Raw genomic sequence first — 13145 nt, forward strand, 5'->3', positions numbered from 1 at the left:
TTACTTTCCCGAGCCGAAACCGAAACCGGAACCCGCCCCCTCGACCTTGGCCCGCAGCCGCTTGCCCTTCTCCGTGGCCTGCTCGTTCAGCTCCTGCTGGAACTCCCGCATCCGGCCCAGGAGTTCGGCGTCGTGCGCGGCGAGGATGCGGGCCGCGAGGAGACCGGCGTTGCGGGCGCCGCCCACCGAGACGGTCGCCACGGGGACACCGGCCGGCATCTGCACGATGGAGAGCAGGGAGTCCATGCCGTCCAAGTACTTCAGCGGGACGGGCACGCCGATCACCGGCAGCGGCGTCACCGACGCCATCATGCCCGGCAGGTGCGCCGCGCCGCCCGCGCCCGCGATGATCGCCTTGAGACCCCGGTCGGCCGCCTGCTCGCCGTACGCGATCATTTCGTGCGGCATGCGGTGCGCCGAGACGACGTCGACCTCGTACGGGATCTCGAACTCGTCGAGCGCCTTGGCGGCCCCCTCCATGACTGGCCAGTCGGAGTCCGAGCCCATGACGATGCCTACAACGGGGCCAACTACAGGTGCGGTCATTCGGTGATCGTTCCTCTGAGGTAGCCGGCTGCGTGACGGGCGCGCTCGAGCACGTCGTCCAGGTCGTCGCCGTAAGTGTTGACGTGGCCGACCTTGCGTCCGGGCTTCACGTCCTTGCCATACATGTGGATCTTGAGCTGCGGGTCGCGCGCCATGCAGTGCAGGTACGCCTGGTACATGTCCGGGTAGTCGCCGCCCAGGACGTTCGCCATGACCGTCCACTTGGCGCGCGGGCGCGGGTCGCCCAGCGGCAGGTCGAGGACCGCGCGGACATGGTTGGCGAACTGCGAGGTGATCGCGCCGTCCTGCGTCCAGTGGCCCGAGTTGTGCGGGCGCATCGCCAGCTCGTTGACCAGGATGCGGCCGTCGGTCGTCTCGAAGAGCTCGACCGCGAGGTGGCCGACGACGCCGAGGTCCTTGGCGATACGGAGCGCCAGTTCCTCCGCCTGGAGGGCGAGGGTGGCGTCGAGGCCGGGCGCCGGGGCGATCACCGTGTCGCAGACGCCGTCGACCTGCCGCGACTCGACGACGGGGTAGGCCACGGCCTGGCCGTGCGGCGAGCGCACGACATTCGCCGCCAGTTCGCGTACGAAGTCGACCTTCTCCTCGGCGAGCACCGGGACGCCGGCCCGGAAGGGGTCTTCGGCGTCCTCGACGGAACGGACGAACCACACCCCCTTTCCGTCATAGCCGCCACGCACCGTCTTGAGGATCACCGGGAAGCCGTCGCCGCCATCCGTCGCGCCCTCGGCCGCGAAGGCGGCCACGTCGGCCACGTCCTTCACGATCCGATGGCGTGGACACGGCACGCCGATCTCCATGAGCTTCGCGCGCATCACGCCCTTGTCCTGGGCGTGCACCAGCGCGTCGGGCCCCGGACGCACGGGGATGCCGTCCGCCTCCAGGGCCCGTAGATGCTCGGTGGGTACGTGTTCGTGATCAAAAGTGATCACATCGCAGCCCCTCGCGAACTCGCGCAGCGTGTCGAGGTCGCGATAGTCGCCGATGACGACATCGCTGACGACCTGCGCCGCGGAATCCTGAGGGGTGTCACTGAGGAGCTTGAATCTTAGGCCGAGGGGGATGCCCGCCTCGTGGGTCATACGGGCGAGCTGACCGCCGCCGACCATGCCGACTACCGGGAACGTCACACCCCCAGGGTATCGGCCCGTATCAGCCACCCCGGAACGGCCGGTTTGCACGCCCCGCACGGGCTCTCTCGTCACAGAGCCGCCACAGTGTGGAGGCGGTGACGAGCGACGGACGGGGGTCGCTGGTTAGCATGGCTTGGTTGACGCGACCGAATGACCACATACGTCGACGCGACCGATACGAATCGACGGGGGTTGGGGCGACCACTATGACGGAACGTGGCGCACTGCGGGTGCGGCTGGACCGGCTCGCACGCGAAGTCGTCAAGTTCGGGGCCGTGGGAGCGGTCGGGACGGTGGTGAACTTCGCCGTCTTCAACCTCGTACGCCATACCTCCGACCTGCAGGTCGTGCGCGCGAGCGTGATCGCCACGGTCGTCGCGATCGCCGTGAACTACGTCGGTTTCCGTTACTTCACGTACCGGGACCGTGACAAGAGCGGCAGGACGAAGGAGATGACCCTCTTCCTGCTGTTCAGCGCGGTCGGCCTGGTGATCGAGAACGGCGTGCTCTACGCGGCGACGTACGGCTTCGGCTGGGACGGCCGCCTGGAGTCCAACCTCTTCAAGTTCCTCGGCATCGGCATCGCGACCTGCTTCCGCTTCTGGTCGTACCGCACCTGGGTCTTCCGGGCGCTGCCGGCCCGCGAGGCCGTCGCCCATGCGGAATCGTTCCTGGACGCCGGGGCCAAGGCCGAGGCGTCGGCCGCCGAGCGCAAGGCTCCGGCCCGCCGCTAGCCCCGCCTGCCCCTCCCCGCCCCTCCTGCCCCGCCCCGCGCTAGCGGACCGTGTCCTGCCGGTCGCGCTTCTGGGGCGGCGTACGCGAGAGGAACAGCCCGAACACCGGCGGCTTCGTCTGCAGCATCTCCAGCCGGCCGCCGTCCGCCTCGGCCAGATCCCGGGCCACGGCGAGGCCGATGCCCGTCGAGTTGTGGCCGCTGATCGTGCGCTCGAAGATCCGGGCGCCGAGGTCGGCGGGGACTCCGGGGCCGTCGTCCGTGACCTCGACGACCGTCTGGTTGCCGGTGACGCGGGTGCGCAGGGCGACCGTGCCGCCACCGTGCATGAGGGAGTTCTCGATCAGCGCGGCGAGCACCTGGGCGACCGCGCCCGGTGTGCCCACGGCGTGCAGATGCCGCTTGCCCGAGCTGACGATGGCGCGGCCCGCGCTGCGGTAGGCCGGTCGCCACTCCTCGATCTGTTGCTTGATCACCTCGTCCAGGTCGAAGGAGACGGCCGAACCGGTGCGCGGGTCACGGGAGTTGGTGAGCAGCCGCTCCACCACGTCGGTGAGCCGCTCGACCTGCGCGAGCGCGATCGTCGCCTCCTCCTTCACCGTGTCGAGATCGTCGGTGACGGTGATCTCCTCCAGGCGCATGGACAGCGCCGTCAGCGGCGTACGCAGCTGGTGCGAGGCATCGGCGGCCAGGCGCCGCTCGGCGGTCAGCATGCGGGCGATCCGCTCGGCGCTGCCGTCCAGGACGTCCGCGACCCGGTCCAGCTCCGGCACCCCGTACCGCTTGTGGCGGGGCCTGGGGTCGCCCGAGCCGAGGCGCTCCGCGGTCTCGGCGAGGTCGGTGAGCGGGGACGCGAGGCGGTTGGCCTGGCGGACGGCGAGGAGTACGGCGGCGATGATCGCGAGCAGGGCGACGGCGCCGATGATCAGGAGCGTCCGGCCGACCTCGTCGGTGACCGCGGTGCGGGGCTCCTCGACGGTGACCTTCTCGCCCTCCTCGCCGGACGCGGTGGCGTGGATGACGTCGCCGTTGGGGCGGGAGCCGATCTCGATGGCGGCCCGGCCGGGGATCTCGATCAGGGCGTAGCGGTCGGCGTCGACCGCGGCGACGTCACGCAGGATCTCCGCGTTGATCCGCTCGTCGCTGATGAGCCGGCTGTCCACGATCCCGGCGAGCCGCACGGCCTCGGAGGTCACCCGCTCCTGGGCACTGCTGGTGATGGTCCTCGTCTCGACGATGACGAGGCTTACGCCGAAGACGGCGATGACTACGAGGACCACGGCCAGCGTGGAGCTGATCAATCGGCGGCGCATTTACCCAGTGTCCTGGATACGAGCCCCGTCAGGCCCCGCAGTCGCGTCTGCCTTCGGCGGTTCCACGGCGAGCGCGGGTGCGTCGTGGCTGATCGCGCAGTTCCCCGCGCCCCTGACGGGGCGCTCCTCAGGCCGCTCGATTCAACTCTTCTCGAAGCGGAAGCCCACCCCGCGCACGGTGGCGATGTACCGGGGATTGGCCGCGTCATCGCCCAGCTTCTTGCGCAGCCAGGAAATGTGCATGTCCAGGGTCTTCGTGGACGACCACCACGTCGTGTCCCAGACCTCGCGCATCAGCTGGTCGCGGGTGACCACCCGGCCCGCGTCGCGGACCAGGACCCGCAGCAGGTCGAACTCCTTCGCCGTGAGCTGGAGCTCCTCCTCGCCCATCCACGCGCGGTGCGACTCCACGTCGATCCGCACCCCGTGCGTCGCCGGCGGCTGCTGCGGCTCGGTGGCGCCGCGCCGGAGCAGGGCCCGGACGCGGGCAAGGAGTTCGGCGAGGCGGAAGGGCTTGGTCACGTAGTCGTCGGCGCCCGCGTCCAGGCCCACCACGGTGTCCACCTCGTCGGCGCGGGCGGTCAGGATGAGGATCGGCGCCGTGTGCCCCTCGGCGCGCAGCCTGCGGGCCACCTCCAGGCCGTCCATGCCGGGCAGCCCCAGGTCGAGTACGACGAGGTCGACGCCGCCCTGCAGCCCGGCGTCGAGGGCGGTCGGGCCGTCCTCGCGCACTTCGACCTCGTAACCCTCCCTGCGCAGGGCGCGGGCCAGCGGCTCCGAGATGGACGCGTCGTCCTCGGCGAGCAGTACACGGGTCATGGGGTGATGGTAGTCCGCGACGGACGAGCGCCGTGGGGTGATCGCCGCCTGATCGTTGAACCCTGCGGCTCTGGGGTGCGATCCTGAGAATCACCTTTAAAACTGGGCCGTTGGTTCCGTCGTAACCTGTGATCCATCTCTCAAGTCCTTCCATATGCCGCACTGTCGTGGCGTATGGTGACCCAACGCCTGATGCACTACCCAAGGACCTATGGCCCGCTGTGCGCGCCTTAGGTCTCTTTTATGTGCGGGCCGGCTACTGCCAGCCTTGAAAGGAATGACCTGTGGTCGGGCCCTGGCCGTGAAGACGCGCCCAGGGTGTGGATCTCGGAGTCGCCGCCTTGCGCCCTCCTCGACACGGAGGGCGAATCTCCCCCCGGGCGTGGGGGCGTGGGCGGTCAGACCCCGGTGCCGACCGCCCCCCACCGGGCGCGCACACGCTCTTGGCGCGCGTCCCGAACCCACGAGGATCGACCCATGGCGTCCAGCCTGACGAAGGACTCGGCCAGTACCCCTGGTTCTGAGAAGACCTTCTTCGGCCACCCCCGCGGACTGGCCACACTCTTCATGACCGAGATGTGGGAGCGGTACAGCTTCTACGGCATGAAGGCACTGCTCCCGCTGTACTTGATCGCCCCCGGCGGCATGAACATGAGTGCCACGACGGCGACGGCGATCTACTCCGTCTACATGTCGATGGTCTACCTGCTCGCCATGCCGGGCGGCTGGATGGCCGACCGCTTCTGGGGGCCGCGCAAGACGGTCGCCATCGGCGCCGGTGTCGTCATCCTCGGCCACATCACGCTCGCGCTGCCGAGCTCGGCCTCCTTCTTCGCCGGCCTCGCGCTCGTCGCGCTCGGTTCCGGTCTGCTGAAGGCCAACATCTCCACGATGGTCGGCCACCTCTACGACGGTCCCGAGGACCCGCGCCGTGACGGTGGCTTCACGCTCTTCTACATCGGCATCAACATGGGTGCCTTCCTCGCCCCGCTGACCATCGGCACCGTCGGCGAGAACGTCAACTGGCACCTCGGCTTCGCGCTCGCCGCGGTCGGCATGGCGCTGGGTCTGGCCCAGTTCATGATCGGCTCGCGTCACCTGAGCGCCGAGAGCAGCGTCGTCTCGCAGCCGGCGACGCCGCAGCAGCGTGCCTCCGCCCTGCGTACCGGCCTGATCTGGCTGATCGTCGCGGCCGCGCTCTACACGTTCCTCGGCGTCACCGGGAACTTCGCCGACTGGGCGCTGATGCCGCTGACCATCGCGGGTCTGATCATCCCGATCGCCGTCCTGGTCCGCATGAAGCGCGACAAGGAACTGACGACCCTGGAGCAGTCCAAGCTCTCCGGCTACGTCTGGTTCTTCATCGTCGCCGCCGTCTTCTGGATGATCTACGACCAGAACGGTTCGACGCTGTCGATCTTCGCCGAGGGCAAGACGACGAACAGCCTGCTCGGGATGGACTTCCCGACCTCCTGGTACCAGTCGCTGAACCCGATCTTCATCATGGCGCTGGCCCCCGTGGTCGCCTCGGCGTGGCTGTGGCTGAACAAGCGGGGCAAGGAGCCGAGCACCGCGGTCAAGTTCGCCTCCAGCCTCACGCTGATCGGCATCTCCTTCGCCGTCTTCCTCATCCCGCTGATCGACACCGCCAACAACGGCGGCAAGGTCAGCCCGATGTGGCTGGTGTCGATCTACTTCATCCAGACCGTCGGCGAGCTCTGCCTCTCCCCGGTCGGGCTCTCCGTCACCACGAAGATGGCCCCGGCGAAGTACACCGCCCAGATGATGGGTGTCTGGTTCCTCGCGGTCACCGCGGGCGACTCGGTCACCGGCCTCCTGACGTCCCCGCAGCTGGGCGTCAACCTGGACACGTCGGGCGCGGTGGCAGTAGAGGCGATCATCGCGGTCATCGCGGGCTTCGGCATCTGGATGAACCGCAAGAAGGTCAAGGAACTGATGGGTTCCGTGAACTGACCTGCGCCGCGCCCGTCGGGTAAGCGCATAAACGAACTGAGGGCCGCCGTACCACCCGGTGCGGTGGCCCTTGGCGTTTCTGCTCCGGTTGCCGCGCGTCGCCGTGCAGCATCAGCCTCATGCGCCGTACCTTGCCCGCCCTCGCCCTCTGCGGGGCGCTGCTGTCGTCCAGTGCCGCCGCCGAAGCGGCGCCCGAACCGCGCGACGGCCGGGTCTTCTCCTACGGGGGGCACGCTCGGCAGAACATCACCGTGTACGGGGACCGGGGTCCCGCCCTCGTCATCCTGCACGGCGGGTCCTGGATGCGGGACACCGACTGGAGCGGCTGGGCGCGGTGGTTCGCGGCGCGCGGGTTCACCGTGTACGACACCGACTACCGGCTGGCCTCCGACGCCGTGTGGCCCGCGCAGCGTGACGACGTGCTCGCCGCGCTGCGGTGGGTGAAGCGCCGCTCCGGGCAGCGGCCGCTGCTGCTCGGCTCGTCGGCCGGCGGACATCTCGCCCTCAGCGCCGGGGCGTACGGGGCGGGCGGCAAGCGGACCCGCGGCGTCGTCGCCCTCTCCCCCGTCGCCTCGCCCTACCGCGCCTGGGCGGACGGCGCGAAGCCCGACGCATCGTCCGCGCGCCGCGGCCTGCGCCGGTCGGCGGAGCGGCTCGCGGGCTGCTCGCCGGACCGGGGCGGGCAGCCGTGCCGGAACCAGTGGGGAGACCTCGCCGCCAAGTCCCACGCCTCGGGCGCACAGGACGCACCGCTGCTGCTGGTCCACTCGGCTGGGGACTTCGTGCCGCCCGCCCACTCGGCCGAGTTCGCGGACGCCCAGCGCAGGGCGGGCCTGGACGACGTGACCGTACGGACGACCCGCGGCTCGGCCCACGGGGGCCCGCTGCTCAAGACTCCCGGCATGGCACAGGACGTACTCCGATGGCTCCGGGGCCACGCCTAGGCGGGGCGGGAGCCGGGCGTGTGGCCGAAGGTGCGGCGGAACACGTCGATGAAAGTGCTGGCGGACGACCAGCCGCACCGGTGCGCGACGGCGGTGACCGGGGTGTCGTCGGCGAGCAGGATCAGCGCGTGGTGGAGCCTGAGCTGCGTACGCCACTGGGGGTAGCTGAGGCCCAGGTCGTCGTGGAGGCGGCGGGAGAGCGTACGGGCGCTGGCACCGAGCTGTCGGCCGAGTCTGTCGAGGGACCGGCCCTCCGCCGGGTCGGCGCACAGGATGCCGTGCAGCTCCCGGAGCAACGGGTCGGTCGGGGTCGGCAGGTGCAGCGGCCGCTCGGGAGAGGCCTTGAGCTGGTCGAGCATGACGGCCCGCAGGCGCAGGTGGGGCGGGCTGTCGTCCTCGGGGTCGCGCGTGTAGGCGACGATGAGTTCACGCAGCAGCGGGCCGACCGCCAGGACGGCCGGCTTGTCGAGGCCCAGGGGATTCTCCGTGGCGGGCAGACCGACGAAGTGGAGGTCGAGTTCGCCGTGGGCCTGATGACGGTGGACGGTGCCCGCCGGAATCCAGAGCGCGCGGGTGGCGGGGGCGACCCATGACCCGGCGTCGGTGGTGACGGCGACGATGCCCTGGCTGGCGTAGATGATCTGGTGGTCGTCGTGCCGGTGCGCGTCGATCTCACCGCCGGACGCGAGCCGCTGGGTCCGGGTCGGCGCGATGGGCTCGTAGCGGATCCCAGGGCTCACTTCATGGCGGAGCCCAGCGCTCACTTCATGGCCTTCATGGCGGATCCCAGGGCTGAACTCATGACGGACCCCGTCCCTGACCCCGTGGCGGTTTTCCTGCATCATCTGGCAATCTATCGAAAGCGGGCCACCCCTCGCCTCTCCCAGCATGGACGGGTGCGAAGGAATCCAGCGATCTCTCTGCTGTCCGTGGGGCATGCCTGCGTCGACGTCTACCAGGGCGCCGTCGCGGCGCTGATCCCGTTCTTTGTGGCCGAGCGCGACTACAGCTACGCCGTCGCCTCCGGCATCGTCCTCGCGGCGTCCCTGCTGTCCTCGGTGGCCCAGCCGGTGTTCGGCGCGCTCACCGACCGGTGGGCGATGCCGTGGCTGCTTCCGGTCAGCACGCTGCTCGGCGGCGTCGGCATCGCGCTGAGCGGCCTGAGCGGCTCCTACGGACTCACGCTGCTCTTCGTCGCCGTCTCCGGCATGGGCGTCGCCGCCTATCACCCCGAGTCCGCCCGCGTGGCACGGCTGGTGAGCCGGGGCAGCCACAGCGCGATGGGCTGGTTCTCCCTCGGCGGCAACATCGGCTTCGCCCTCGCCCCGATCATGGTGGCGGTCGTCGTCGGACACGGGTCGCTGCACTGGACCCCGGTGCTCGTCCTGCCCGCGCTCGCCGGCGCCGCGCTGTGCGTGCCGGTGCTCCAGCTGCTCGGCCGGCATCAGGCCGGCGCCGCCAAGTCCGCCCCGGTCACGGGCACCGACGACATGGCCTCGTTCGTGAAGCTGTCCCTGGCGGTGGTCTTCCGCTCCGTCGTCTTCACCGGCCTGAGTACGTTCGTCTCCCTGTACGCCCGCGAGCGCATGCAGGGCAGCACCACCGCCGGAACCGTGGCCCTGTTCCTGCTGTTCCTCGGCGGCGCCGTCGGCTCGGTCCTGGGCGGCTTCCTGGCCAACCGCTACGACCGCGTCCGCGTCTCCCGCTGGTCCTACCTGGTCTCGGTCGGCGCCGTCGCCGGAGTGGTCTACGCCCCGGGCCCGGCCATGTTCCCCTTCCTGGCCCTCACCTCCGCGGGCCTGTACGTCCCGTTCTCCTTGCAGGTCACCCTCGGCCAGGACTACCTGCCCTCCCGCATCGGCACCGCCAGCGGCGTCACCCTCGGCCTCACCGTCAGCATCGGCGGCCTGATCAGCCCGCTCCTCGGCCGCCTCGCCGACGCCACTTCGCTGCGGACGGCCCTGACACCGCTGATCGCCATGCCCGCCCTGAGCTGGCTCCTCTTCCGCGCGCTTCCCGAGCCCGCGGCTCCCGAGCCAGCCCAGGGGCAGCGCCCCCAAGAGGCCGCTAGCGCAGGCCGCCCCGCCGCTTCGGCAGGAACGTGAACACCGCGCCGCCCAGCAGGATCACCGTGCCGGCGACCAGGCCGAGGGCGCGCAGGGTGCCGTCGTTCTCGGCGCCGGTCTCGGCGAGACCGCCGCCGGAGGACGAACCACCCGCGGAGCTGCCCGAGGAGCCGCCCGTGGAGCCGCCCTCGGTCGAGCCACCCGCAGAGCCGGACCCGCCGCCCGCGGCCCCGCCCGGCTGCGCCGCCGTGTCGATCTCCAGCGACACCTCGCTCTTGGCGGGCGTACACGTCGTCGTCGTACCCAGTGCCTCGACCGTCAGGACACCCGGCGACAGCGTCGACTTGCCGTCCGCGCCCGGCTTGTAGGTCCCGGTCAGGTCAGGGATGTTGATCGGGTCGCCGGACTTGATGGGCTCCTTGTTCGCGGGCCCCTCGACATGCACCGTGCCCTTGTCCGCGCCGCCCAGCTTGACCTCCATGGACGGCTTCACCGAGTCCTTGGGGATGTCGGCGGGGCTGTCCATGACGGACTTCTTGAACTTCACGGTCAGGCCGTAGTTGCCGCCGTCCTTCTTGGCGTTGATCTGGACGGGCGACGTCGCTTCCTTGTCGCCGATGGGCGTCTTGCACTTGTACGGAATCTGGACTTCCTTGCCGGTGAAGTCGGTCTCGCCGCCGCCTCCGCCGGTGGTGGAGCCACCGGTGGACCCGCCTCCCGTGTCACCGCCGGTGTCACCACCCGAGGAACCACCCGAGGAACCGCCCGAGGAGCCACCCGTCCCGCCGGTGTCACCACCGGTCGAGCCGCCCGAACTCCCGCCCCCGTCCGTCACCTTGATCGTCGCGCCCGCCTTGACCTCTTCCTTCGGCGTGCACTTGGTGTCGGTCGACATCGGCTTGCTGACGTTGATGTTGTACGCGTCCGGCGTGAGCGTGACCTCGCCCGCCTTGGTCAGCTTCAGCTTGCCCTTCATGTCGGACAGGATCATCGGGCTGTTCTTCTTGATCGGCGGATTGACCCGCTCGCCCGCCATCGCCAGGTCTGTCGTCTGACCGCCGGCCACCTTGATGGTGCCGGTCGGCTTCACCGTGTCCTTGTCCAGGTCGAGGATGTCCGGGTTCTTGGACGCCGCCTCGGTCGTCTTCCATACGACCTCGACCTCGTCGCCCACCTTCGCGGTGGCCGGCGCGGTGATCTCCACCTTCGTGGTGCCCTGCACCGGCGGCAGGCCCGAGATCGCCGGCGGGATGCACTCCGTCTTGTAGGCGACCTCGGCCGCCTGCGCGGGGCCCGCCCCGAGGAGGATGCCCGCACCGGCAAGGAGGAGCGAAGCCGAGGCCGCGCCCGCTCTCCGTCGTTTGCTGATCACGTGTTTCCCTTCGTCGTTTTCGGCGAGTCCGGTGAATTCGCCGTCGGGCTGTTCTCTGACGGTGCGGAGAGCCGGCCGGCGGGTGCGGTGCCGCCGGGGCCGGTGTCGGGCGTGAACCACGGGAGGGTGGCCGTGCCGTTCGGGTCGGCGCCGCCCTGCCGCGTGTCCTCGGTCGGTTTCGTACGTCGGGTGCGTGCCGCCTGGTCCGCCGCGACCGCCCCCTGGGGCAGCCGCAACTTCGGCAGCCGGTCGGTGAGTTCGGCGAGCCTGCCGGTGCGGTGGCGTCCCGCCGCGCGGGAGCGCCCGCCGCCGCGGCGGTTCGGGCGGATCCGGTCCACGACCGCCATGCCGATACGGAAGACCGCGGCCGGTACGACGACGCAGAGCAGGATCCAGAAGACGGTCACGCCCCAGGGGCGGCCGACGCCCCAGGGCTGTTCGGCGAGGACCTTGCCGCCGAACTTCAGCGAGACGAGGTAGTTGCCGTGTGCCCCGGCGGAGAGTTCGACCGGGAGCTTGATCTGGGCCTTCTTGCCGGGCGCGATGGTGCCGCGCCACTGCTGCTCCTCCCACTGCGGGGCGAAGACCCCGTGGGACGTGCCGACCCGGAAGACCGGATCCTTGACGGGGGCGGAGCCGACGTTGCCCACCGTGAAGACGAGTTTGCGGGAGGGCGGGGCGCCGAACCAGGTCAGTACGCCGCTGTCGCCGTCCAGGCGGGTGTCGGTGAGGACGGAGAGCCGGCCGCCGCTTTCCTGCTCGGGCAGATCCTTCACCGGGTGGCCCGCCACCTTGAAGGCGGCGTCCGCCTGGGCCTTCTCTCCGGTGACGGTGGCCACGTGGACGACGCAGGGGCAGGGCTCGGGCGGCTCCGCCACGGGGAGCTTCTTGGTGAAGGTGCCGTCGCCCTTGGTCGTGACGGCGAGGCCCTCCGCGTTGGCGCAGGAGTTGGTGCCGCCGGGTACGCCCTTGGCGGGGGTGGCCTGGCCGCAGATCAGGATCATCAGGAGGGCGTCCGCGCGCCAGCCCTTGCCCTTGACGGTGATGTCCCCGCCCTGGCCGGCCTGGTTCTTGGAGAGGGTGACGGCCGGCTTCTCGGCGGCCGTGGCCAGGGCCGCCGGGAGCAGCGCGGCCAGCAGGGCCCCCAGCGCGGCGGCCATCGCCAGGCAGCTCCTGCCTCGCCGCAGCAGGGAGTCGCTCATCGTCCCTCACCCCGTCCCACAGTCGTCAACTCCCGTTCGGTGTCGTCCTGTTCGGCCTCTTCCGGGGGCGGCCCACCGCCCGGCCCGCCGCGTCTGCGTACGAACCAGAAGCCGGCCCCGGCCAGAGCGGCGACCCCCAGCGCTCCCCCGAGCACCGCTCCCCACGGCACGAACCGCACCTCCACGGCGGACTCGTCCTCCGCCCCGCCCGCCGCCGTCACCGTGAGGCGGACCTCCGCCGAGTCAAGGGCTGGGGTGTCGGGCCAGGGTTCGGTGAGGCTGACCCGGCGGCCCGGCAGGAGTTCCAGGGGCAGGCGGCGCGGGGCGCGGTCCAGGAGGGTGCCGAAGACGCCCTCCGCGTGGACCGCGAGCTTCGGGGTCAGGACGGTGTTGCCGCGGTTGACGACGTCGTACGTGATACGCCCGTCCGCGACCTTCACGTGCTCCACGGTCAGCGCGGACAGCGTGGGTCCGCTGACCCGCAGATGCACCCGCACCCCGGCGTCCCGGCCGCCCTCGCGCGCGACGACCGCGCCGGGGTGGTCGCCCGGTACGGCGTTCTCGGGGACGCTCACGCTGAACGGGACCTCGGCGCGGCTGCGCGGCGGCACCTTCACCTCGCGTTCGGCGAAGGTGATCCAGGCGCCGGTGTCGGTGGGCTTCCCGCGGTCCAGCGAGAACGCGCCGCCCCGTGTGTTGTCCGCGTCCGCGCCGCTCAGCTCGACGGTCCGCGGCTTCGGTCCGGGGTTGGTGACGGTGACCGTGTCCTCCAGGACGGAGCCGGGCGTGCCCTCCACATAGAAGTAGGGCCGGCCGTCCTTCGCGGGCCGGGTCCCGCCTCCCGCGGAGGGCGCCAGCGACCACGCCCCGGCGTCATCGGCGTACACGGGAGTCGCGGTCGCGCCCGCCACCAGTAAGGCCACGGCCAGGGGGAGAGCACGGGCGGCGGACAGCAGCGACGGCATCGGCGGCTCCTGGAGATGGGGCATCCCCTGCTCCTCAAGAGCTTGGGGAAGTACGCG

General features: G+C 70.8%; 12 protein-coding genes. 4 read left to right on the top strand and 8 right to left on the bottom strand.

What is annotated here, in order from left to right:
- Both purE and ACIBKX_RS35660 read right to left on the bottom strand, forming a co-directional pair.
- Complete coding sequence (gene purE, locus ACIBKX_RS35655) at positions 1-546, bottom strand: 5-(carboxyamino)imidazole ribonucleotide mutase (RefSeq protein ID WP_363277698.1); 546 nt, start codon at positions 544-546, stop codon at positions 1-3.
- On the bottom strand, positions 543-1697 hold the full coding sequence (locus ACIBKX_RS35660) for a 5-(carboxyamino)imidazole ribonucleotide synthase (protein ID WP_399376961.1): 1155 nt from the start codon (positions 1695-1697) through the stop codon (positions 543-545). The genes purE and ACIBKX_RS35660 overlap by 4 nt, the downstream gene beginning before the upstream one ends.
- Before the next feature lie 209 nt (positions 1698-1906).
- Here ACIBKX_RS35660 and ACIBKX_RS35665 point away from each other — a divergent pair, with 209 nt between their 5' ends.
- Positions 1907-2434: a GtrA family protein gene (locus tag ACIBKX_RS35665; protein WP_363277700.1), complete on the top strand. Its 528-nt coding sequence runs from the start codon at positions 1907-1909 to the stop codon at positions 2432-2434.
- A 40-nt stretch (positions 2435-2474) separates the two neighbouring features.
- Here the strand turns inward: ACIBKX_RS35665 and ACIBKX_RS35670 are convergent, their stop codons facing one another.
- Positions 2475-3746, bottom strand: a complete 1272-nt coding sequence (locus ACIBKX_RS35670; protein WP_363277701.1) for an ATP-binding protein — start codon at positions 3744-3746, stop codon at positions 2475-2477.
- A 141-nt stretch (positions 3747-3887) separates the two neighbouring features.
- A complete protein-coding gene (locus tag ACIBKX_RS35675; RefSeq protein WP_363277702.1) occupies positions 3888-4565 on the bottom strand; it encodes a response regulator transcription factor in 678 nt (225 codons plus the stop codon).
- A 477-nt stretch (positions 4566-5042) separates the two neighbouring features.
- Here ACIBKX_RS35675 and ACIBKX_RS35680 point away from each other — a divergent pair, with 477 nt between their 5' ends.
- Together ACIBKX_RS35680 and ACIBKX_RS35685 are read left to right on the top strand one after the other, a co-directional pair.
- On the top strand, positions 5043-6539 hold the full coding sequence (locus ACIBKX_RS35680; protein WP_363277703.1) for an oligopeptide:H+ symporter: 1497 nt from the start codon (positions 5043-5045) through the stop codon (positions 6537-6539).
- A 119-nt stretch (positions 6540-6658) separates the two neighbouring features.
- On the top strand, positions 6659-7483 hold the full coding sequence (locus ACIBKX_RS35685; protein ID WP_363277704.1) for an alpha/beta hydrolase: 825 nt from the start codon (positions 6659-6661) through the stop codon (positions 7481-7483).
- On the opposite strand, the gene ACIBKX_RS35690 is transcribed toward ACIBKX_RS35685, so the two are convergent.
- Positions 7480-8247, bottom strand: coding sequence for an AraC family transcriptional regulator (locus ACIBKX_RS35690; protein WP_399376965.1), 768 nt, complete (start codon positions 8245-8247; stop codon positions 7480-7482). The genes ACIBKX_RS35685 and ACIBKX_RS35690 overlap by 4 nt on opposite strands.
- A gap of 132 nt (positions 8248-8379) precedes the next feature.
- Between ACIBKX_RS35690 and ACIBKX_RS35695 the strand changes: the two genes are divergently transcribed.
- A complete protein-coding gene (locus ACIBKX_RS35695) occupies positions 8380-9588 on the top strand; it encodes an MFS transporter (protein WP_363277705.1) in 1209 nt (402 codons plus the stop codon).
- Here the strand turns inward: ACIBKX_RS35695 and ACIBKX_RS35700 are convergent.
- Genes ACIBKX_RS35700 through ACIBKX_RS35710 form a run of 3 tightly spaced genes read right to left on the bottom strand, consistent with a single transcriptional unit; the run spans position 9551 to position 13112 of the window.
- Positions 9551-10921, bottom strand: coding sequence for a hypothetical protein (locus ACIBKX_RS35700; RefSeq protein WP_363277706.1), 1371 nt, complete (start codon positions 10919-10921; stop codon positions 9551-9553). The two genes, ACIBKX_RS35695 and ACIBKX_RS35700, sit on opposite strands and share 38 nt — an antisense overlap.
- Entirely contained in the window at positions 10918-12123 is a 1206-nt protein-coding gene (locus ACIBKX_RS35705; RefSeq protein WP_399376968.1) for a hypothetical protein, read from the bottom strand. Before ACIBKX_RS35705 ends, ACIBKX_RS35700 begins: the two co-directional genes overlap by 4 nt.
- On the bottom strand, positions 12120-13112 hold the full coding sequence (locus ACIBKX_RS35710) for a WxL protein peptidoglycan domain-containing protein (protein WP_363277707.1): 993 nt from the start codon (positions 13110-13112) through the stop codon (positions 12120-12122). The genes ACIBKX_RS35705 and ACIBKX_RS35710 overlap by 4 nt, the downstream gene beginning before the upstream one ends.
- Positions 13113-13145 lie beyond the last annotated feature (33 nt).

Source organism: Streptomyces sp. NPDC050658, from assembly GCF_044457025.1.
Classification (GTDB): Bacteria; Actinomycetota; Actinomycetes; order Streptomycetales; family Streptomycetaceae; genus Streptomyces.